This is a genomic window from Cupriavidus sp. 22TCCZM04-2, from assembly GCF_057798895.1.
The window spans coordinates 158,077-178,925 of sequence record NZ_JBYOJS010000009.1; the positions used below are offsets into that span (position 1 = coordinate 158,077).

At 66.0% G+C, this 20,849-nt stretch carries 22 protein-coding genes and 1 pseudogene; 10 read left to right on the plus strand and 13 right to left on the minus strand.

Going from position 1 to position 20,849, the window contains the following annotated elements; genetic code table 11:
* Nucleotides 1-5 precede the first annotated feature (5 nt).
* On the minus strand, nt 6-983 hold the full coding sequence (locus AC3FKG_RS15595; protein WP_483711496.1) for a MurR/RpiR family transcriptional regulator: 978 nt from the start codon (nt 981-983) through the stop codon (nt 6-8).
* 254 nt (nt 984-1,237) lie between these two features.
* Between AC3FKG_RS15595 and AC3FKG_RS15600 the strand changes: the two genes are divergently transcribed.
* Nucleotides 1,238-3,169 carry an ATP-binding cassette domain-containing protein gene (locus AC3FKG_RS15600; protein ID WP_483711497.1) on the plus strand — a complete coding sequence of 644 codons (1,932 nt, stop codon included), beginning with the start codon at nt 1,238-1,240 and terminating at the stop codon, nt 3,167-3,169.
* A gap of 93 nt (nt 3,170-3,262) precedes the next feature.
* Here the strand turns inward: AC3FKG_RS15600 and AC3FKG_RS15605 are convergent, their stop codons facing one another.
* From AC3FKG_RS15605 to alr, 4 genes and pseudogenes are all read right to left on the minus strand, one after another.
* Nucleotides 3,263-3,748, minus strand: a complete 486-nt coding sequence (locus tag AC3FKG_RS15605) for a disulfide bond formation protein B (protein WP_483708305.1) — start codon at nt 3,746-3,748, stop codon at nt 3,263-3,265.
* Between the two features lie 162 nt (nt 3,749-3,910).
* A pseudogene (locus AC3FKG_RS15610) lies at nt 3,911-4,451 on the minus strand (GNAT family N-acetyltransferase).
* 28 nt (nt 4,452-4,479) lie between these two features.
* A complete protein-coding gene (gene radA / locus AC3FKG_RS15615) occupies nt 4,480-5,844 on the minus strand; it encodes a DNA repair protein RadA (RefSeq protein ID WP_483708307.1) in 1,365 nt (454 codons plus the stop codon).
* 89 nt (nt 5,845-5,933) lie between these two features.
* Complete coding sequence (gene alr / locus AC3FKG_RS15620) at nt 5,934-7,055, minus strand: alanine racemase (protein ID WP_483708308.1); 1,122 nt, start codon at nt 7,053-7,055, stop codon at nt 5,934-5,936.
* Nucleotides 7,056-7,511: 456 nt separating this feature from the next.
* Between alr and lplT the strand changes: the two genes are divergently transcribed.
* A complete protein-coding gene (lplT, locus tag AC3FKG_RS15625; protein WP_483708309.1) occupies nt 7,512-8,831 on the plus strand; it encodes a lysophospholipid transporter LplT in 1,320 nt (439 codons plus the stop codon).
* 37 nt (nt 8,832-8,868) lie between these two features.
* On the opposite strand, the gene AC3FKG_RS15630 is transcribed toward lplT, so the two are convergent.
* Genes AC3FKG_RS15630 through tsaB form a run of 4 tightly spaced genes read right to left on the minus strand, consistent with a single transcriptional unit; the run spans nt 8,869 to nt 12,119 of the window.
* Nucleotides 8,869-9,984, minus strand: a complete 1,116-nt coding sequence (locus tag AC3FKG_RS15630) for a DUF1853 family protein (protein ID WP_483708310.1) — start codon at nt 9,982-9,984, stop codon at nt 8,869-8,871.
* Nucleotides 9,965-10,816 carry a uracil-DNA glycosylase gene (locus AC3FKG_RS15635; protein ID WP_483708311.1) on the minus strand — a complete coding sequence of 284 codons (852 nt, stop codon included), beginning with the start codon at nt 10,814-10,816 and terminating at the stop codon, nt 9,965-9,967. Before AC3FKG_RS15635 ends, AC3FKG_RS15630 begins: the two co-directional genes overlap by 20 nt.
* The gene (gene rimI, locus AC3FKG_RS15640) at nt 10,813-11,298 is read right to left on the minus strand and encodes a ribosomal protein S18-alanine N-acetyltransferase (RefSeq protein ID WP_483711498.1); all 486 of its coding nucleotides are present in this window, start codon (nt 11,296-11,298) and stop codon (nt 10,813-10,815) included. Before rimI ends, AC3FKG_RS15635 begins: the two co-directional genes overlap by 4 nt.
* A 56-nt stretch (nt 11,299-11,354) precedes the next feature.
* Nucleotides 11,355-12,119 carry a tRNA (adenosine(37)-N6)-threonylcarbamoyltransferase complex dimerization subunit type 1 TsaB gene (gene tsaB / locus AC3FKG_RS15645; protein WP_483708313.1) on the minus strand — a complete coding sequence of 255 codons (765 nt, stop codon included), beginning with the start codon at nt 12,117-12,119 and terminating at the stop codon, nt 11,355-11,357.
* Between the two features lie 121 nt (nt 12,120-12,240).
* Here tsaB and AC3FKG_RS15650 point away from each other — a divergent pair, with 121 nt between their 5' ends.
* Nucleotides 12,241-12,510 (plus strand): acyl-CoA-binding protein, encoded by a 270-nt coding sequence (locus AC3FKG_RS15650; protein ID WP_483708314.1) that lies wholly within the window; start codon nt 12,241-12,243, stop codon nt 12,508-12,510.
* Nucleotides 12,511-12,530: 20 nt separating this feature from the next.
* Here AC3FKG_RS15650 and AC3FKG_RS15655 read toward each other — a convergent pair whose 3' ends face one another.
* Nucleotides 12,531-14,012, minus strand: a complete 1,482-nt coding sequence (locus AC3FKG_RS15655) for a DHA2 family efflux MFS transporter permease subunit (RefSeq protein WP_483708315.1) — start codon at nt 14,010-14,012, stop codon at nt 12,531-12,533.
* The gene (locus AC3FKG_RS15660) at nt 14,009-14,479 is read right to left on the minus strand and encodes an SRPBCC family protein (protein WP_483708316.1); all 471 of its coding nucleotides are present in this window, start codon (nt 14,477-14,479) and stop codon (nt 14,009-14,011) included. Before AC3FKG_RS15660 ends, AC3FKG_RS15655 begins: the two co-directional genes overlap by 4 nt.
* 112 nt (nt 14,480-14,591) lie before the next feature.
* Here AC3FKG_RS15660 and AC3FKG_RS15665 point away from each other — a divergent pair, with 112 nt between their 5' ends.
* The 6 genes from AC3FKG_RS15665 (at nt 14,592) to AC3FKG_RS15690 (ending at nt 18,837) form a co-directional block, all read left to right on the plus strand.
* Nucleotides 14,592-15,266: an SGNH/GDSL hydrolase family protein gene (locus tag AC3FKG_RS15665; protein WP_483708317.1), complete on the plus strand. Its 675-nt coding sequence runs from the start codon at nt 14,592-14,594 to the stop codon at nt 15,264-15,266.
* Nucleotides 15,267-15,344: 78 nt separating this feature from the next.
* The gene (locus AC3FKG_RS15670; RefSeq protein ID WP_483708318.1) at nt 15,345-15,752 is read left to right on the plus strand and encodes a VOC family protein; all 408 of its coding nucleotides are present in this window, start codon (nt 15,345-15,347) and stop codon (nt 15,750-15,752) included.
* Between the two features lie 189 nt (nt 15,753-15,941).
* On the plus strand, nt 15,942-16,190 hold the full coding sequence (locus AC3FKG_RS15675) for an AbrB/MazE/SpoVT family DNA-binding domain-containing protein (RefSeq protein ID WP_483708319.1): 249 nt from the start codon (nt 15,942-15,944) through the stop codon (nt 16,188-16,190).
* On the plus strand, nt 16,184-16,504 hold the full coding sequence (locus AC3FKG_RS15680; protein ID WP_483708320.1) for a type II toxin-antitoxin system PemK/MazF family toxin: 321 nt from the start codon (nt 16,184-16,186) through the stop codon (nt 16,502-16,504). The genes AC3FKG_RS15675 and AC3FKG_RS15680 overlap by 7 nt, the downstream gene beginning before the upstream one ends.
* 212 nt (nt 16,505-16,716) lie before the next feature.
* Nucleotides 16,717-17,532 (plus strand): MetQ/NlpA family ABC transporter substrate-binding protein, encoded by an 816-nt coding sequence (locus tag AC3FKG_RS15685; RefSeq protein WP_483708321.1) that lies wholly within the window; start codon nt 16,717-16,719, stop codon nt 17,530-17,532.
* A gap of 438 nt (nt 17,533-17,970) precedes the next feature.
* The gene (locus tag AC3FKG_RS15690) at nt 17,971-18,837 is read left to right on the plus strand and encodes a lysophospholipid acyltransferase family protein (RefSeq protein ID WP_483708322.1); all 867 of its coding nucleotides are present in this window, start codon (nt 17,971-17,973) and stop codon (nt 18,835-18,837) included.
* Nucleotides 18,838-18,864: 27 nt separating this feature from the next.
* Here AC3FKG_RS15690 and AC3FKG_RS15695 read toward each other — a convergent pair whose 3' ends face one another.
* On the minus strand, nt 18,865-19,311 hold the full coding sequence (locus AC3FKG_RS15695) for a PaaI family thioesterase (protein ID WP_483708323.1): 447 nt from the start codon (nt 19,309-19,311) through the stop codon (nt 18,865-18,867).
* A gap of 268 nt (nt 19,312-19,579) precedes the next feature.
* Nucleotides 19,580-20,230, minus strand: coding sequence for a DsbA family oxidoreductase (locus tag AC3FKG_RS15700; RefSeq protein ID WP_483711499.1), 651 nt, complete (start codon nt 20,228-20,230; stop codon nt 19,580-19,582).
* Between the two features lie 195 nt (nt 20,231-20,425).
* On the opposite strand from AC3FKG_RS15700, the gene AC3FKG_RS15705 reads away from it, so the two are divergent.
* A complete protein-coding gene (locus AC3FKG_RS15705) occupies nt 20,426-20,725 on the plus strand; it encodes a hypothetical protein (protein ID WP_488743498.1) in 300 nt (99 codons plus the stop codon).
* The last annotated feature ends 124 nt before the right edge of the window (nt 20,726-20,849 follow it).

Here is a 20,849-nt window from a genome sequence, read left to right on the forward strand (position 1 = left end):
GGAGGCTACGCTTTGAGATGCTTGGAAGAGTTGCGGCGCACGGCACCGGGCTCGCCTTCGCCGCCGGCTTGCGACAAGGGCTGCGCTGCCGGCGTGCTGGCCGCGCTACCGGTATTGCCGGCATGGGCGCCGTACAGCCAGGGCAGGAGGAATTCGGTCATTTCGGCAGCGGCCTTGACCGGGCGCTCGGCCCGGTGCGCCACGGCGCCGCACAGCGCTTCGATCAGGGCCAGCACGGTGGCGTCGGAATTGGCGGACAGCCGGTTGGCGGCCTGCGCGTAGAGCGCGATATCGGCGATCGGCGCCAGCGGCGACGTCGGGCCGTCGGTCAGCGCGAGCAGTTGCGCCCCGCGTGCCTTGGCGCGCTGGGCCAGTACTACCGTGTCGGACACATAGCGCGGAAAGGCAATGGCAATCACGAGATCGGCCGGGCTCAGCTTGAACAGCTGGCGCGCCGCGTGCGATGCGCCGCCCGCACCCGCAACGGAAGTCACCACGCGGCAATGCATTTCCAGCCCGTGCTGCAGCAGGCCTGACAGATAACCGCTGGCACCGAAGCCGGCGATATAGACACGATCCGCGGCAAGAATCGCGGAAACCGCGCGTTCGCAGGCATCCGCGTCCAATGCCCGGCGCGTGGCCTCGAGGTTGGCCGCGGCATCGTCCAGCGATGCGGCGAAGGCTTCCGCAGCCGTGGACGGCCGCTCCAGTTCCGAGCGCAGGCGCTCCACAGGTGCCAGCGTCGCCTCGAATCCGCGCACCAGTTCCGCGCGGAACTGCGGATAGCCGTCAAACCCCAGCGCACGCGCAAAGCGGTTGGCCGTGGCGACCGACACCTGTACCGCGGCCGCAAACTCGTCGATGCGCATGGTCGCCGCGCGGAACGGATTGGCGAGCACGTACTCGGCCATGCGTTGATGTGCGGGCGTCAGCGCAGGCAGGCTGCGTGCAATACGTTCGGAGATCGAGGTGCCATCCGGCATGGTGTCGGGCATAGGCCGATGTGGAAAATCAGGCATCAGTCACAAGTCTGCAATGAAAATTAATTTACACGCAGACGCAAAACAAGAAAATAGAGATTTCATTGTTCGAGGGTAATCCCTAGGCTTCGCCGCTATCCGCACGGGGGGTGCCTGCTGGAAACGCTACAATGCCGGCCAGCGCCTATGCCGGGCTGCCTCGCGCTTTCGCGCCGCTTTCCGCCGTTTGCCCCGTTACCGACGTTCCTGCCTTCCTCGTGATCCGAATCGACCAGCTTGTCCTCCAGCGCGGCACCAAGGTGCTGTTCGACCACACCAGCGTGACGCTCAATCCGGGCGAGCGTGTGGGCCTTGTCGGCGCCAATGGCAGCGGCAAGTCCACCCTGTTCGCGATGCTGCGCGGCGAGCTGCATCCGGATGGCGGCGACCTGTCCGTCCCGGCGCAGTGGCGCATTGCCCACGTGGCGCAGGAAACGCCGGCTGTGGCCCGCAGCGCGGTGGACTATGTGATCGACGGCGACACACGCCTGCGCGAGATCGAAGCGGCCATCGCCGAAGCGCAAGCGGTCGGCGACGGCAGCGCGGAGGCCGAGGCCCATGCCGGCTTTGCCGATGCCGACGGCTACACCGCGCCGGCCCGTGCCGAAGCGCTGCTGCTGGGCCTGGGTTTCACGCTGGCGCAGGTGTCGCAGCCGGTGTCATCGTTCTCGGGCGGCTGGCGCATGCGCCTGAACCTGGCGCAGGCGCTGATGTGCCCGTCCGACCTGCTGCTGCTCGACGAACCAACCAACCACCTGGATCTGGACGCCATCGTCTGGCTCGAAGACTGGCTGGCGCGCTACCCGGGCACCCTGGTCATGATTTCGCACGACCGCGAATTCCTGGACGCGATCTGCAATGTCACGGTCCATATCGAGAACCAGCAGCTGCGCCGCTACGGCGGCAACTACACGCTGTTCGAGACCCTGCGCCTGCAGCAGATGGCGCAGCAGCAATCGGCCTATGTGCGCCAGCAGAAGGAAATCGCGCACCTCGAATCGTTCATCACGCGCTTCAAGGCCAAGGCCACCAAGGCGCGCCAGGCGCAAAGCCGCGTGAAGGCGCTTGAAAAGATGGAGCGGCTGGCGCCGGTCCACGTCGCGGCCGGCTTCGCGTTCGAGTTCCGCGAACCCGATGCGGCCCCGAATCCTATGATGGTGCTGGATGGCGTCGACTGCGGCTATGCCGAGGCCGATCCGCCGGTGACCATCCTGCACAAATTGGCGCTGTCGATCCAGAACGGCCAGCGCATCGGCCTGCTCGGCGCCAACGGCCAGGGCAAGTCGACACTGGTCAAGACCCTGGCGGGCACCCAGGATCCGCTGACTGGCAATCTGCGCCTTGGCAAAGGGCTTCAGATCGGCTACTTCGCCCAGCATCAACTCGAAACGCTGCGCGATCACGACTCGCCGCTGCAGCACCTGGCCCGGCTGGCGCCGGACACGCGCGAGCAAGAGCTGCGCGACTTCCTCGGCAGCTTCAACTTCCGTGGCGACATGGCGACCGCGCCGATCGAGCCGTTCTCGGGCGGCGAGAAGGCCCGGCTGGCGCTCTCGCTGATCGTCTGGCAGAAGCCCAACCTGCTGCTGCTCGACGAGCCGACCAACCACCTGGACCTCGACACGCGTGAAGCGCTGACCATGGCGCTGGCGCAGTTCGAAGGCACGCTGATCCTGGTCTCGCACGACCGGCACCTGCTGCGCGCCACCGCCGACCAGTTCATGCTGGTCGCCGACGGCACCATCAAGCCGTTCGACGGCGATTTGGACGACTACCGCGACTGGCTGCTCCAGCAAGCCGCAGCCAAACGCAATGCCGCCGTGGCCGCTCACCAGGCGGAATCGGGCGGTGCGTCAGCGGGGGTCAACCGCAAGGACCAGCGCCGTGCCGAAGCCGACGAACGACAACGCCTCGCGCAACTGCGCAAGCCTCTCACCAAGGAACTGGAAAAGGTGGAGAAGCGCATGGCGGTGCTGCAGACCGCCAAGGCAGAGATCGACCAGTTCATGGCCGACGAGACCAGCTATGCCGAGGCCAACAAGTCCAGGCTGATGGAAATGCTCAAGCGCCAGGGCGAAGTCAATGGCGAGCTGGAAACACTGGAAGAGAAATGGCTGGAACTGCAGGAGCAGATCGAGCAGATTGTGTGAAGGGTTTTAGTCCCCTCCCTTGCCACGACCTTATCGAAGGTCGTGGGTAGAAAGAAAAACCGGCGCCTGATGCGCCGGTTTTTTTGTTTTCCCTCAGCGGAAATTTTTCTCGCGCCGGATCAACCCGACCGCCAGCGTCAGCGTCAGGATGAACAGCCAGATCAGTGACCAGGCCGGCACCGACAGGCCCAGCACCGGCGGCAGCGGCGCAGTGCACAGGCCATCGGAATAAAACACCTGCGGCAGCACCTTGGCGGTCGGCAAGGCATTGACCCAGTTTTCGAGCGGGTCGATGCCGCAGCTCGCCTTGGGGTTCAGCAGCAGCGACACGTGGTACACGGCCACGGCAATGCCGCCGACGCCGGACAGCATGCCCAGCCCCTGCCACAGCGAACGCGTGTTCTGCGCAATGGCCGCGAGCAGCGAGAACAGGCCGATGCCGATAAAGGCGAACCGCTGCATGATGCACAGCGGGCAAGGCTGGTACCCCTTCTCGAACTGCAGGTAGAGCGCAAAGCCAACCATCCCGAACGAGATGATGGCAATCAGCAGGAAATAGGCGCGGGAATTGGCTTGCATAAACGGTGGATGGATCGGGATCTCTGTGGCCAGGTTGCCGGCGCGGGGCCGCTCCGGCTGTTGGTCGGCATTATTACCGATTTTGCGAAATGTCCTCTTTGGCGGACGCGCGAATCGCCGGCTCGTGCCATGTGGCGGATTGCCGCAGGGATGCCCATGGCCTCAGCTGGAACGCTGCACCCCGGCTTCCCACTTGTCACGCGACAGGCGGAAAAGGCGATGGAGCCGTAGCGGATGCCCCTCAGGCAGCGCAGGGTGTTCGAACGGGATCGCTTCCTCATGCATGCCCAGACGTTCCATGACCGCGCGCGAGCGCTGGTTGGCCAACGCCGTGAATGAAACGATCTCTTCCTGGCCAATCTGTTCAAACCCCACCGCCAGCGCCGCACGCGCGCCCTCGGTGGCGAAGCCCTGCCCCCATGCGTCGCGCGCCAGGCGCCAGCCAATCTCCACGCAGGGCGAAAATGGCAAGGTCGCCGCGGGGACGTTGAGCCCGACAAAGCCGATGAAGGCGCCGTCCGCCTTGCGCTCGCAAGCCCAGAAGCCCCAGCCCAACGAGTCCGATCTTCTCGCGGCAGCGCGCCGCCAGCCCGTCGCTCTCCGCGCGGGTCAGCAGCGCGGGAAAGTAGCGCATCACCTCGGCATCGGCGTTCAACGCAGCAAACGGCGCATAGTCGGCGTCGCGCCATTGGCGCAGGCACAGGCGCGCGGTTTATCAGATCGGCCATCGGTCAGTCGAGATGGCGCACGCGATCGATCGCCTGCTCGATGCGTTCAACGGCGATCACGTCAAGCCCGTCGATCTTCTGCTTGGGCGCGTTGGCCTTGGGAATCACCGCCAGCGTGAAGCCGAGCTTCGCGGCTTCCTTCAGCCGCTCCTGCCCGCGCGGGCTGGGACGGATTTCGCCGGCCAGGCCCACTTCGCCGAATACCACCAGGCCACGCGGAAGCGGCTTGTTGCGCATCGACGAATGGATCGACAGCAGCACGGCCAGGTCCGCCGCGGGCTCGGTGATCTTCACGCCGCCCACCGCATTCAGGAACACGTCCTGGTCAAAGCACGCAATGCCCGCGTGCCGGTGCAGCACGGCCAGCAGCATCGCCAGCCGGTTCTGCTCCAGGCCCACGGCCAGGCGGCGCGGGTTGGGCACGTTGGCGGTATCGACCAGCGCCTGCACCTCCACCAGCAGCGGGCGCGTGCCCTCCTGCGTCACCAGCACGCAGGAGCCCGGCACGGTCTCTTCATGCTGCGACAGGAACAGCGCCGACGGGTTGCTGATGCCGCGCAGGCCGCGCTCCGTCATGGCGAACACGCCAAGTTCGTTGACGGCGCCGAAACGATTCTTGAATGCGCGGATCAACCGGTGCGAGGAATGCGTATCGCCCTCGAAATACAACACCGTATCGACGATGTGCTCGAGCACGCGCGGACCGGCGAGGTTGCCCTCCTTGGTCACGTGGCCGACCAGGATGATGGTGGTGCCGCTGCTCTTGGCAATGCGCGTCAGTTGCGCCGCGCATTCGCGCACCTGCGCGACCGAGCCCGGCGCCGAGGTCAGGGCTTCGGAATAAAGCGTCTGGATCGAGTCGATCACGGCCACATCGGGCTTTTCCGCCTCCAGCGTGGCCTGGATCTTCTCGAGCTGGATTTCGGCGAGCAAGCCCAGCGTCGGACTCTCCACCCCCAGGCGCTGCGCGCGCAGCGCGATCTGTGCGCCGGACTCTTCGCCGCTCACATAGAGCACGCGCCGCTGTGCAGCCAGGTTCGCAAGCGCCTGCAGCAGCAGCGTCGACTTGCCGATGCCCGGATCGCCGCCGATCAGCACCACCCCGCCCGCGACGAGCCCGCCACCGAGCACGCGGTCGAATTCGTCGATCCCGCTCGAAAAGCGCGGCACGTCCGCGGCATCGATCTCGGAAAGCTTGAGCACCGTGGCCGATGCCGCCAGTGGCTGGAAGCGCTTGCCCGCCGTGCTGCCCTCCGACACGGTCTCGACCAGCGTGTTCCATTGGTTGCAGTGCGGGCACTGGCCGGCCCAGCGCGGCACGGTGCCGCCGCATTCGGTACAGGTGTAGACGGTCTTGGTCTTGGCCAACGGAAGATCCTTGAGGGTGAGTGCCGGAAACGCCACGGCCGGCCATCCGTGGGCGGCCGGCCGTCAGGACAGGTCGATCCTTGCCGGGATCAGGCCAGGAGGGGCGACGCGCTGTCCGACGCGGTGATGGTCGCCACGGTGGCCGGCACGCGCGGCGCCAGCGCGCACATCAGCTCGTAGCCGACCGTGCCGCTGGCCCCGGCGACATCGTCGATCGGCAGGCCCTGGCCCCACAGCGTGACCGGGCTGCCGATCCTGGCTTTCGGGCACGGCCCCAGGTCCACACAGATCATATCCATGGAAACGCGGCCGATCAGTTCGGTGCGCACGCCATCGACCAGCACCGGCGCGCGGTTCTCGCCCCAGCCAACGGCGTGGCGCGGGTACCCGTCCGCGTAGCCGCAGGCCACCACGCCGATGCGCATCGGCCGGTCGGCGGTGAACATGGAGCCGTAGCCGACCGTATCGCCGGGTTGCAGGTCCTGCACGGCAATCAATTCGCTGTGCAGCGACATGGCCGGCTGCAGGCCAACCCCGGCAATGTCGGCCTCGCGGCCGGTGGGCGAGGCCCCATACAGGATGATTCCGGGCCGAACCCACGCACGGTGGACCTCCGGATGCCACAGCACCGCGGCCGAGTTCGACAGGCTGGCCTCGCCCGGCAGGTTCGCGGTGGCGGCATCGAAGGCCGCGACTTGGTGGGCGATGCCGCGCGCGCTGTCGGCATCCGAGAAATGTGTCATATGGACGATGCTGCCCACGCACGGCATCGCACGGGCGCGTTCCCACGCGGCGCGGTACTGCGCGGGCTGGAAGCCCAGGCGGTTCATGCCGGTGTTGAGCTTGAGCTGGATCGCAAGCGGGCCCTTCGGCCGCGCGCTCTCCAGCATCCGGAGCTGATCCTCGCAATGGATCGCGGTGGTAAGCCGGTATTGTTCCAGCAGCGGCACATCCTGGGGCTGGAAAAAGCCCTCCAGCAGCAGGATCGGGCCCTGCCACCCGAGGTCGCGCAGTTGCACGGCCTCATTCAGGTCCAGCAGCCCGAAACCATCGGCCGCGCGCAGGCCGGCAAAGACGCGGCGCAGTCCATGGCCGTAGGCGTTGGCCTTGACCACGGCCCAGACGCGCGAGTTCGGCGCGTGACGGCGCGCGATTTCCAGGTTGTTGGCAATGGCGGGTTGGTGGATGACGGCGTGAATCGGTCTTGGCATGAAGTGACATCTCGCAAGGCATGCATCGCTGCCGCTGGAAGCATCCTTCCAGACGCGCAGTGTGAGTCGGGCGTCATGTCCGGCATGGTCATGCACCAGATCAGGGAAGACCCGGTATTCGGCTAGCGATGCGTATCCGTTATTTGAACACACTCGCGAGCGCCCACCCGCAATTCCCGGGGAATCGCGGAGCGTCTGCGCTGTCAAACTGGCGCCTTTGCGGATTCAGGATTGTCGTGTTTTCGTGATATAAAGCCGGACGCTCAGGCCATGTTCTAAACGCGAAGCAATATGTCAATGACGGTCAGGCAAGCGGCGCAGCGCTCACGCGCGGCGTATGAGACACAATTCGACGCGGCCGCAGCCCAGGGTCCCCTGCAACCAACCATGGCAACGCCGGTGGGCGTAGCCCTTCCCAGAGCGCACGACGGACGCGCTGGAGACAAAGTCGAAAGCATGAAGAAGGGTTTTTACACCATCATGGCCGCGCAGTTTTTTTCGTCGCTGGCCGATAACGCGCTGCTGATCGCCGCCATTGCCCTTCTCACCGAGTTGCATTCCCCGCAGTGGATGACTCCGCTGCTCAAGCTGTTCTTCGTTCTCTCCTACGTCATCCTGGCCGCGTTCGTCGGCGCCTTCGCCGACTCCATGCCCAAGGGCCGGGTGATGCTCATCACCAACGCCATCAAGATAGCGGGCTGCGCCATCATGATGTTCGGCCTGCACCCCCTGCTCGCCTACGGCATCGTGGGCTTCGGCGCGGCCGCGTACTCGCCGGCCAAGTACGGCATCCTGACCGAGCTGCTGCCCCCCGAAAAGCTGGTGATGGCCAACGGCTGGATCGAAGGACTGACCGTGGGCTCGATCATCCTGGGCACCGTGGTGGGCGGCGCGCTGATTTCGGTGCACATTTCGCAGCTCCTGCTGCGCTTTGATATCCCTTACATCGACACGGGCATCAACACGCCGGCCGAAGCGGCGATGGTCGTGATCATGCTGTTTTACGTGATCGCCGCCATCTTCAACCTGTTCATTCCCGATACCGGCGCACGCTACCCGCAACAGGAAAAGAACCCGATCAAGCTGATCGCGGAGTTCGGCGACTGCTTCGTCGCGCTGTGGCGCGACAAGCTCGGCCAGATCTCGCTGGCCGTGACCACGCTGTTCTGGGGCGTGGGCGCCACCCTGCAGTTCATCGTGCTGAAGTGGGCGGAAAAATCGCTGGGCCTGAACCTGTCGCAGGGCGCCCTGCTGCAGGCCGTGGTCGCCGTGGGCGTGGCTGTCGGCGCCATCATGGCGGCAGCGCGCATTCCGTTGCGCAAGTCGCTGTCGGTGCTGCCCTTTGGCGTGGCCATGGGCGCCACCGTGATGCTGATGGCGTTCTACACCAAGGACGCCATGCCGCAGATCACGGTGGACGTGCTGGGGCTGCATATGCCGCTGTACATGGCCATCGCCTACGTGTTCCTGATGGTGGTCGGCGCCATGTCGGGCTACTTCGTGGTGCCGATGAACGCGCTGCTGCAGCACCGCGGCCACGTGCTGCTCTCGGCCGGTCACTCCATCGCCGTGCAGAACTTCAATGAGAACGTCTCCGTGCTACTGATGCTCTGCCTGTACGCGCTGCTGATCAAGGTGAACGCGCCAATCGGGCTGGTGATCGTCGCGCTGGGCCTGTTCATCTGCATCACCATGGCGCTGGTCATGCGGGTGCACAAGTACAACGTACGCACCTTCAACTCGCTCGCCATGATCGGCGAGGACAAGCACCACTGATTGCCTCGCCGGCGCCAAAGGCGGCGCCGGCCGGGATCTACCCGGCAGTCGCGGCAATGGCCGCACGGGCGCGGGCCCGCTGCGGCCATCCATCCGGCACCACGAACCCGCGCGAGCGCTCGCGCCAGCAGCCCGGCGCCTGCGCGCCGGCCGGTTCCATCTCGCACAGCATGATCGGTGACTCGCGGCGCCAGCCGTGGTCGGGATGCGGATCGGCAAAGCGCTCGGCCAGCGCCTCGCGCAGGGCGTCCGCCGCTTCGGTCTCGCCCTCTTCCAGCAGCGCGCCGGACAACCAGCCCGAGCGCGACAACCGGCACCAGCGCGTGCCAGCCGCCTGGCCGGCGCGCGCATACCAGTCGTCGAGCGTGGACCACCAGCCGTGCAGGTGGTTGCCCGCAATGCCCAGGCGGTCCAGCCCCTCGGGCACCAGGCCGTCGCGATAGAACAGCCACCCCAGCAGATAGACCTCGCTGCGGTCGACCGCCCTGCCCAGCAACCCGCGCGCCTCCGCGGTCCTGGCCAGTGGCAGTTGCCGGTGGACGATATGGTCGAGCTTGTCGCCGAGCCTGTCGACGAGGTTCGGCCCGACAAACCCGCGCAGCCCCAACGCTTGCGTGTCATCGGCATCGGCCATCAGGTAGAACTTGGCGGCCATTTCCCAATGCACCACCTCGCCGCTGCCCTGGTCCCGCCAGACGAAGTCGAGTTCGCCAAGGGTCTGGATGCCGTGCCCATGCGCGCGCCTGACCGGTACGTTTGCCGCCAGCAATTCCAGCCCCTGCGCATGGCGCAGCGCGAACTGCAGCAGGCGTTCGGCATGACGCCCAAGGCGCAGGCTGCGGGCGCGGCCGGGCTCTTCGGGCAAGGCATCGGTAATGCCGTTGGCAAGTTCGGCAATGGTGGCGGGAAGGCCAGCGGGGTCTGCCTGGCCCAGCCAGTGCTCCCAGGCAGCCTGGGTGCCAGCGGGCCAGCGCGCCAGTCGCGCGCCGCTGTCACCGGCGGCGGGCAGGCCTTGTAGCAAGGTCGGCGACAAGCTGCACCAGGCCAGGTCGCGCGTGCGTTGCGACAGCGCCTGTTGCCACAACGGCGCCGGCGGCGCATGCACGCCGTTGCCGCCGTGGCTCAGCGAAAGGTCAGGCCTGAGCTCCCGCACGGTCGTGTATCTCGCGGGCCAGGCACAGGTCCTCCCACGCGCGCGCCTTGTCGGTCAGCGTGCGCAGCAGGTAGGCGGGATGGTAGGTCACCACCACGGGAATCCCCTCGTAGCTGTGGACCGTGCCGCGCAGCTTGCCGATCGGCGTGGTGGTGCGCAGCAGCGACTGCGCCGCAAAGCGGCCCAGTACGACAATGACCTTGGGCCGCACCAGCGCAATCTGCCGCTTCAGGAACGGCTCGCACTGCACGACCTCGGCCGCTTCCGGGTTGCGGTTGCCCGGCGGACGGCACTTGAGCACGTTGGCGATGAAGACATTGCGACCGCGCGCGAGGCCCAGCGACCCCAGCATATTGTCCAGCAGCTTGCCGGCCTGGCCGACGAACGGCTCGCCCTGAAGGTCTTCGTTCTCGCCGGGCGCCTCGCCGATCAGCATCCACTCCGCCTGGCGATCGCCAACGCCGAACACGGTACGGGTGCGCGTCTCGCACAGGCCGCAAGCCGTGCACGCCGCCACGGCGGCATCGAGCACGGGCCACGCCATGGCTGCGATCTCAAGCTCGCGGTCGGGAACGGCAGCGGTGCGCGCGGGCTCGGCTACGAAAGCGAGAGCGGCCTCTTCAAAGTCCGGCACCGACTCCATGACCACGGCCGAACTGACTTCCCCGGGCTCAGGCGCCTGCAGGGGTTCGGCTTGCGCCTCGGGTCCGGCCTGCAGGGTGGCTGAGCGGTCAGGTTGCGCAGCGGCCTCCTGCGGCGCGCCCACCGGCTTGCGCGGCACCCACTCCGTGGGAATGCCAAGGACCTCCAGGAACTGTGCGCGGCGGCTCATGCTGCGTCCTCGTTGCCGGGCCAGGTCCGGCGCAGCACCAGCGCGTCTTCACGCACGTTGCCGGACGCGGGATAGTAACCTTTGCGCCGGCCGATCTCGACGAAGCCTGCCTCGAGGTAAAGCGCCAGCGCTCCGGTATTGGAAGGCCGCACTTCCAGCAGCATCGTATGCAGGTGGTGCGTCTGCGATGTCGCCAGCGTCACCGCCAGCATCAGGCGACCGAGCCCCTGCCGCTGCCGGTGCGGATCCACGGTGATGTTGAGCAGATGCATCTCGTCGACCACGGGCATCAGCACGGCATACGCCACGAGCGTGCCGGACGGATCGCGCAGGGTCAGGCCCATATGGCCCGCCTTGATGGAGTTCTCGAAATTGCCGCGCGTCCAGGGATGGCTGTAGGCGCGGGATTCGATCTCCGCCACCGCCCGCAGGTCCAGCGCGGACATGCGGGCAAGCGCCCAGCCGTCGGCCAGCACAGGCATGACCGGAATATCGGGCCACGCCGACGACACGGCTGTATCCGGGCTGTAGGTCACGCTCACGACTGGCTCCCGCCGGCCGCCTGCGCGGCGGCCTTGGCAGCAGCAGCCGCTTCGCGCTCCTCGATGGTCTGGGCGACCTTGTCGCGCAGGTAGATCGGCATGGCCAGCGCGGCATCGATCGCCTCGCCGCGCGCCAGGGCCCGCAGCGCGATGGCCACCAGCGGCTGCGCGTGGGGCATGGCCTCGGGCAGCACACGCGTGGCACGCGCCAGCCCGGCCAACCGTTCGCCAAAGACCGTGCCGGCGTTGCCGGCCACCCAGAATTCGCCGGCGGGCAAGGGCACGGTTTCCGGGGGACCCACCTGCATCCGCGTCTCTGTTGCCCATTCGCGCGCGGCGGCGTCCCAGCGGAAGGCGGCGGAATAGGCTTCATCCATGCGCGCATCCAGCGCGACCAGCACGGACACCTCAGCCGGCAGTGCAGGCGTGGCGCCGCGGGCGCTTTCCGCGCATGCCATCAGCGTATTGACCGGAATGACCGGCAACCCGGCGCCGAAGGCCAGTCCCTGGGCCACGCCGCAGGCGGTACGCAGGCCAGTGAACGAGCCCGGGCCAGCGCCAAATGCAATGGCTGCACAGTCGGCCAGCGCAATGCCGGCTTCGGCCAGGAGTTCACCGGCCGCGGGCAGCACGCGTGCGGAAGACCGCGCGCCGGTATGGTCATGGCGAGACCATGACTCGACCGCGCCATCGGCCGTGGCACGGCCCAGTGCAACAGAACACCACTCGGTGGAAGTTTCGACAGCAAGAATCCAAGACATGGCGCGATTGTAGCCGGTGGCGCCCCAAATCGAGTCCTTCCTCGGTTTTTTGGCAGGCCTGCGTGCCGGATTGGGGACTATCATCGGGCCATTCTTTTCCCCGCCCTCTCCAGGAGACCCCATGAGTGACCTGCAAGCCCGCTTCGAACAGGCCCAGACCGACGTCAAGCAACTGAGCGAGCGGCCCAGCAACATGACGCTGCTGCGCCTGTACGCGCTGTTCAAGCAAGGCAGCGAAGGCGACGCCCACGGCGACAAGCCGGGCATGACCGATTTCGTCGGCCGCTACAAGTTCGAAGCGTGGGAAGCCCTCAAGGGCACCACCCGCGACGCCGCGATGGAAAGCTACATCGCCCTGGTGGAAGAACTGCGCAGCGGCGCCGCGAGCTGAGCTTCGCCGGCGTCCCCGCCTCAGTTGAGCGGCACCGGCTTCGGCCGGATGCGCCAGGAAGCCAGGATGGCCGTGGCGATCACCACGCCAACAGCCAGGAAGGTTTCATCGAAGGCGCGGATGCGCGCCGCCTGCGCCAGCACATCGCCACCCTGCCCCAGCACCGCGCCGTGCTGGTTCAGCCGCCATTGCAGGCCGACGCCCGCCAGGCTGACACCAATCGCCCCGCCAAGCTGGCGCACGAAATTGATGCAGCTCGATCCCTGTGCGATCAGGGAGAAATCCACGCCACGCATCGACCCGAGCGTCAGCGACGGCAGGATGCAACCGAGGCCAATGCGTCCGAGCACTGCCAGCGCCACCAGCAGCAGGTACGGCGTGGATGGCGAGCCCGTCGCCATCAGAAGGAACGACAGCGACAGCAACGCCAGCCCGAATGACACCTGGTAATGCGGCGAGACCCGCTGCGTCAGGCGCCCCGCCAGCGCAATCGTCAGCGCCAGCGCGACGCCGGCCGGCAGCAGCACCAGGCCCGCGCGCGACGGCGTGTAGTTCAGCGCCATCTGCATGTACACGGGCAGCAGGTAGGTCGAGCCGAACAGGCCCGCGCCATAGATCAAGGCCACCACCGCGCCTGCCGAGAATTGCCGGTAGCTGTACAGCCGCATGTCCATGAGCGGATCGGCCGCGCGCAGCTGCCACATGACGAACGCCACCACCAGCACCACGCCCAGCCCCGCCAGCATCATGCCGGCGGCCACGCTTTCGCGCAGTTCGACCAGCCCGTTCAGCAGGCAGACCGTCGCGACCCCGGCCAGCGCCAGGCCGCGCCAGTCCAGCGGCTTGCGCTCGCCCATCATGATCGAATCGACGGCCATGAAGCGCCGCGCCATGGCTGCGCCGAGCAGGGTCAGCGGCACCACGACAAAGAAGATCGAACGCCAGCCAAAGGCCTCCACCAGGAAACCGCCGAGGCTAGGGCCCAGCGCCGGCGCCAGCACCACGCCGAAGCCGAACAGGCTCATGGCCCTGCCCTGCTCGCGCTCGTCGAATACGCGCAGCACCAGGATGCTGGGCAGCGGCTGCATGATGCCCGCCGCGATGCCCTCTGCCACGCGCATGGCAATCATCACGCCGTAGGTCGGCGACAGCCCGCCCACCGCGCCACCCACGCCCAGCAGCGCGAGCGCGCCCAGGAACGTGCGCCGCAGGCCGTAGCGATTGAGCAGCCATGGCGTGAGCAGCATTGCCAGAGTCATCGCGATCATGAAGCTGGCCGCCACCCATTGGGCGCGTTCCTGGCCGAGCACGAAATGGCGGCTCAGGTCAGGAATGGCAACGTTGATGATGGTGGACGAGACAATGGACGACATCGTTCCCAGCATCAGCGTGACCAGTACCAGCCAGCGCAGCCGGTCGCCATAGCGCGTGCGCAGCGCCGCCCGGGTCGGCCCGCCCGACCCGCCGCCGGATGCCTCCGGCGCGTGCGGGACCCGGCTCACCCCAGGCGCCCCGTAGCGGCGATCTCTCGAATCTTGCGGACGGTGTCGAGGTCGGCTTCGTGGTAGGCGGACTTGACGATCTCGGCGTAGCGGTCGTCGCCGCTGGCATCCACCGCCGGCATGGTGGTGTCGTAGATGAAGCGCAGCAGCAACGCGCCCGGCGCTGGCGTTTCGATCACCATCGTCAAAGTGCCGCCGGCATGGTCGGCCGTCGCGGCGGTCTGGTAGCGGACCTGGCGGCGCGGTTCGAATACCACGCGGTCATCGATGGTCGCCGCGCCGAAATGCAGCACGCGGTCGATCCAGCCGTCGCCACGGCCAACGACTTCAGCACGGTCGAGGCCCAGGACGAACAGTTCGGGCGACTCGGCGCGCAGGACCAGCCCTTGCCAGAGCTGGTCAGGCGTAAGCGGATCCAGTTGAGGATTGCCTGGATCGTTGATCTCTACCAAGTGCTCGAAACGCAACTTTATTCTCCGTGTTCTGATGTAATCGATATTATGAAGTGTCTTGACTGTTCGTCAGCACCATTTCACTGCGCAGCGCAGCATCTGCGCCACGCCCGTCCGGAGCCGCCGCATGTCCCTCGCCACGCGCCCTGAAGTCGATCCCCTGCAAGTCCTGGTGTATGCCGATTCCCTCTCATGGGGCATCGTGCCCGGCACGCGCCGGCGCCTGCCGTTCCCCGTACGCTGGCCGGGGCGACTGGAACTCGGGCTGAACGCCGACGGGGGCGCCCCGGTCCGCATCATCGAAGACTGCCTGAACGGCCGCCGCACGGTCTGGGACGACCCGTTCAAGCCCGGACGCAACGGCCTGCAAGGTCTGGCGCAGCGCGTCGAGATCGATTCCCCGCTCGCGCTCGTGATCCTGATGCTCGGCAACAATGATTTCCAGTCGATGCACCCGCACAACGCCTGGCACGCCGCGCAGGGCATCGGCGCGCTGGTCAACGTCATTCGCACGGCGCCGATCGAGCCCGGGATGCCGGTCCCGCCGGTGCTGGTCGTGGTGCCGCCGCCGATCCGCACGCCACGCGGCCCGCTCGCGCCCAAGTTCGCCGGCGGCGAGCACAAGTGGACTGGCTTGCCGGACGCGGTGCGCGAGGTATGCGACGCGCTCGGATGCCTGCTGTTCGATGCCGGCACGGTGATCGAGAGCAGCGCCGTCGACGGTGTCCATCTCGATGCCGAGGCGCACCTTGCGCTCGGCGACGCACTGCGGCCCGTGGTACGCGAACGCCTCGCCCGGTGACAACCCTCCTGACAGGAGTTGTCAGGAGCGCCGGCGCACAATGCGCGGGCATTTCCCCGAAGCTGTCAGGAGACCGTGATGGAGTTGCTGATCAATATCGATGTCGATGACCTGCCGCGCGGCATCGGCTTCTATCAGGAAGGACTGGGCCTGCGCCTGAGCCGCAAGCTGTTCGACGATACCGTGGCCGAGATGACGGGCGGCGCCACCCCCATCTATTTGCTTGCCAAACCGCCCGGCTCTCGCCCGACCACGCGCGGCAGCCCCCGGCGCGACTACCGCCGGCACTGGACGCCAGTGCATCTCGATTTTGTCGTCGACAACCTCGAAAGCGCGATCGAACGCGCGCTGGAGGCAGGCGCGGAACTCGAGGACTGGCCGCAGGAGTTCGACTGGGGCCGGCAAGCCACGCTGTCGGATCCGTTTGGGCATGGGCTTTGTTTTATCGAGTGGCGGGGTGAAGGGTATGGGTTGGTTCGGCACTAGCCATGGAGGAAAGGACCCGCAGAAAGGGATGGGGCTTATTCAGAGGATTCTGCTGGTTCCGCCTGGACCACCCTGCACAGTGATGCAACCACGCGACAAGGTTCGCAAGGTAACACGACGCAAGGCCGTCTGTTATAACATTGTGCTGCCGCACTTATCCTGGCTGGCAAGCAAACCCGAGGTGGCGCAATGAAGGCAGTGATTCGCAAGATGGGTAACTCGCAAGGCGTGCTGATTCCGAAACCGATCCTCGCCCAACTTGGTCTGGAAGATGAGGTTGACATGGAAATTGAAAACGATGCGCTCGTCATCCGGCGCCCGAAGAACAAGCCGCGCCATGGCTGGGTGGAAGCCAGCAAGGCCATCGCGGCAGCCGGGGACGACGCCCTGGTCCTTGGCGACTTTCCCAACGCTGACGATGAGGACCTGCAATGGTAAGTCGTGGGGACGTCTGGCTGGTTGCACTCGACCCGACTGTTGGCAGCGAAATCCGCAAGACGCGTCCTTGCGTCGTGATTTCGCCGCCTGAACTCCATGACCATCTGCGCACGGTCATTGTGGCGCCCATGACGACGGGCAGCCGCCCGGCGCCCTTTAGGACCCCGGTCACGTTCCAGGGAAAAGCAGGTCTCATGTTGCTTGACCAGGTCCGCACCGTCGATCAAGGCAGGCTTGTCAAAAAGGCCGGTACGGTTGTCGACGACGCCCTGCTTGCAGCGCTGAAGACACTGCGCGAGATCTTCGCTGACTAGCGCCGCCCGGCGTCGCGCCCTGGCATTAAATGCCAGCTTTTTTGCCCTCGCCAGCTTCATAAGCATATGAAAAAGAAATAGACGCCAAAATTCCCTGCGCGGCCCCGTTTGGACGCAATTGCGTTAATCTTGGACCGCACCCGCCCGGTCATATCCAGCCGGGGCGAAGCGCCTTTCAAGCCACAAGCTTCCAATAACATCCAAACTCTCCTATGCGCAGCATCTCCCTTTTCAAGCGTCTGGCGGTTGCGGTGTCCGCCTTTGGCCTCATCGCCTCGGCGGGCAGCGTGTCGGCCCAGGAACAGACCATCCGCGTGGGTACCGTCAGCGGTCCGGACTCCGAAGTCTGGCAAGTCGTGCAGAAAGTGGCCAAGAAGAACGGCCTGAACGTGAAAGTTGTGGAATTCAACGACTACGTCCAGCCGAACGCCGCGCTGGACGCCGGCGACCTGGACGCCAACAGCTTCCAGCATCAACCCTACCTGGACAGCCAGATCAAGCAGCGCGGCTACAAGATGGTGAGCGTGGGCTACACCTATATCTCGCCGCTGGGCATCTATTCGAAGAACCTGAAGTCGCCGAAGGACCTGCCGCAGGGCGCCAAGGTGGCCGTGCCCAACGATCCTTCGAACGAGAACCGCGCGCTGCTGCTGCTGCAGTCCCAGGGCGTGATCAAGCTCAAGGCGGGCGCGGGCACCAGCGGCACCAACGCGACCCCGCTGGACGTGGCGGAGAATCCCAAGAAGCTGAAGATCGTCGAACTCGACGCCGCGCAGCTGGCCCGCGCCCTGCCGGACGTCGGCGCCGCGGTCATCAATACCAACTACGCGCTCGCGGCCGGCCTGCAGCCGACCAAGGACGCAATTGGCCTCGAAGACATCCACAGCCCGTACGCCAACATCATCGTGGTCCGCACCCAGGACAAGGACAAGCCGTGGGTAAAGAAGCTGGTGGCGGCTTATCAGTCCGAGGAAGTGAAGCAGTTCATGAAGAGCCAGTTCAAGGGCGCGATGGTTCCGTCGTTCTGATCGATGGACCGGGATGCGGGACCAGTCCCGCATTGGCCAGCCCTGCAATCGGGGCTGGCACCCATACCGACCCCGCTTTGGCGGGGAAACCGGCGGCGCGCCCATCGATGCATGCTAAAGTGAGCGTCCTTCGACGCTAGAACTCCGCATGCCGCGCCGCGCCAATGATTCCACGCAGACACCTGACAGGCCCCCTGCCCGTCACAAGCGGTGCATCGTGGAGACCCCGCGTGAGCCGGCACGCCCAAGCGATCGGCCCCACGTCCCCTGATTTGATCCGGCAGTTGTGAATCCGCCGGCAAGCGCCGTGGAACGAACTGGCCCGCCAGTCCCGCCATTCCGTCGCCGCTGTGCCGACTACCAAGGGCCGTCGGAACCGCGCCAGTCTTTCACCCTTCAATCGTGACCATGCCTCAACGTCTGCCTTTTACAAGTAGCATGCTCTCCGCGGTGGTCCGGCTTGTTGCCGCCCTGCCGTTGCCCGTTGCGCATGCGGCCGGGCGCATGCTGGGGCGGCTCGTCTATGCCCTGCCCGGCGGATACCGCCGGCACCTGCAGCAGAACGCCATCCAGGCCGGCTTCGCCGCGCCATCTTTCGCACGCAAGGCCGCGGGTGAGACCGGCGCCATGATGACCGAGCTGGCCCATGTCTGGTTTCGCCTCGACGACTGCCTCGACAAGGTGATTTGCGAAGACTGGGACGTGATCGAGAACACCCTGGCGGAAGGCCGCGGACTCGTCATGCTGACGCCGCACCTGGGATGCTTCGAGTTGGCGGCACGCTACGCCGCGGAACGGATCCCGCTGACCATCATGTTCCGGCCCCACCGCAAGGCGCTGTTCCGGGACCTGCTCGATACCGTGCGCGGCGCTTCGAAACTGAAGGCGTTCCCCGCTACCGCGCAAGGCGTGCGCGCTTTCGTGCGCGCCTTGCGGCAAGGCGAGGCCGTTGGCTTATTGCCTGATCAGGCGCCCAAGGGCGATGGGGTCTGGGCACCGTTCTTTGGCCGCAAGGCCTATACGATCACGTTGCCGTGCAAGCTGGCCTCGCAAACCGGCGCGCCGCTCATCATTGCGGCTGGCGAACGCCTGCCCGGCGGGCGAGGCTGGAAGATGCACGTAAAACGCCTGACCGGACCCATGCCGCAGTCCACTGAAGCGCAGGCCGCGTGGATCAATGCCGAGGTGGAGGACATGGTCCGGCGCTTCCCCGAGCAGTATCTGTGGGGATACAACCGCTACAAGGTCCCGTCGGGCGCCGTAGTGCCCGAGACGGAAGGCGCGAGCACCATCAGTTCGACGTAACGGCCGCCAGCCCGGAAAGCACCGCGCCTACTTCAGGTACTTCATCGTCGCAACGCCCGTTGCGACCAGCAACTCCTCATCCAGCCAGACTTCCGCCCGGGAAAAGAAAATCGAGCGCCCACGCCGGTCGACCGTCCCTTTCGCGGTCAGCAGCTTGCCGGTCCCGTTGCTCAGGAAGTTCGAGGTCAGCGAAAGCGTGACGGCATGCAGCGGCGCCTCGCCAGCGGGCGTGTAAAGGCCGGAATAACCGGTCGCGGCATCCAGCAACGTGCAAAGGGTGCCGCCGTGGATCACACGGCTGCGGTTGAGCATATGGGACGCAACGTCCAGCTCCAGTTCCACGTAATCGCGGCGCCACTGCGTGATCCTGACACCCGTGCTTTCCAAAGCGGGATTGTCAAGGCAGAAACCGCCGCGCCCTTCACTGATGGCAACATCCGCGGCGCTGGCGGTCTGGGGGGCTTGATCGTTCATTTCAAAAAGGGCGCAATGGCAAAGCCGTACCTTCAGGCGTTTTGCCCCGTCGCGTAAAGTTCGATTTCGCGAACAGTCCCTTTTGTCGGCGTGAATGCCGGCGCGGACACCGGGCGACTGCCACCGCAGTCAATGCGTTGACGAAGGCGTTCCCGGCGCAGCAATCGCAGTCCGGTAGTCCTGTCCCAATGGCAAGGGGGCGGCTCCGCAAGGGGCCGCCCCCTCGTTGCATCAGGGAGAGCAGTGCAGCAGGATCAGGACACGCCGGTCAAGCCGTCGACGCCTCGGCAAGAATGTCGCGGATCACCTGCTCGAAGGCCTCGGCCGGTTGGCCGCCGCTCACCAGATAGCGTCGATTGAAGATGATCGCCGGCACCGAAGTCAGGCCCATGGACTGGTTCTCCCGCTCGGCCTCGCGCACGTCATCGGCATAGTCGCCGCCCTGCAGCACCTGGCGCGCGCGCTTGGCGTCCAGCCCCACCGATTCCGCGATCTCGACCAGGACGTCATGGTTGCTCGGATCCCTGCCCCGGCCATGATAGGCCTGGAGCAGCGCCAGCTTGAGCGGCAACTGACGGCCCTTGAGCCCGGCCCAATGCAGCAGGCGATGCGCATCGAAGGTGTTGTAGACCCGTGTGCGCGGCCCGAACGTGAAGCCGACCGACGCACCGCGCTCGCGGATCATGTCCTGCGTTTGCGCAATCTGTTCCGGCGTGCGCCCGTACTTCTTCCCCAGGTATTCGACAATGGCTTCGCCACCGGGCGCCATGTCCGGATTCAGTTCGAACGGATGCACGGCGATCTCGGCGTCCACTGCATCGCCAAGGCGCGACAGCGCCAGCCGCAGCGAGGACAGGCCGATGGCGCACCATGGGCATGAGATATCGGAAACGAAGTCGATGCGAAGCGGTTGGGTCATGGTGTCTTTGGCGCAAATCGCCCATCTATACCGGTAGCCGATCAGGGTAACGCGAATCGCCAGGACTTGCAGAAGCCGGGTCGGCCGGGTCGGCCGGTTCGGCCGGTTCGGCGATGGCAGCCTACTCAGGCAAGAGAATTGCGTGATGCCCGCCGAAGCGCACTGCTTCAAGACATTCCACTCGAGGATCCTGCCATGGTCGCCCAGACGGAAATCGCCCGAGACCGCATCACGGAACTTGACAGCGCGATTCAGCAGACGCGCCTGAGACTTCGCGCACACATCCAGCTGATACGGGCAGCGCGACAGGAAGGCCAGGATACGCACTTCGCGTATCGCCTGCTCCGCCTTTTGCGGGAAAGCCTTCGTGCGCTGCGGCATGCGCGCAATGTAGAAATTGCACTGCAGTGTACTTATTTCTATTGCTGGCAGGTACAAAGGCGAAACGCGATGGAGCAGCGCAAGCCCTACGTCGGAAGGCATAGCGGTTCGTGACCGCTTCATTACCGACAGTCGGCAAGCCGCGCCACTTCAATATGGCCTTCGCGCGGTACTTTCGGTCCGCGCCATAACAATGTCAGGCCACGCCGCTCTCCACGCGATGGTGTCGGGAACGAAA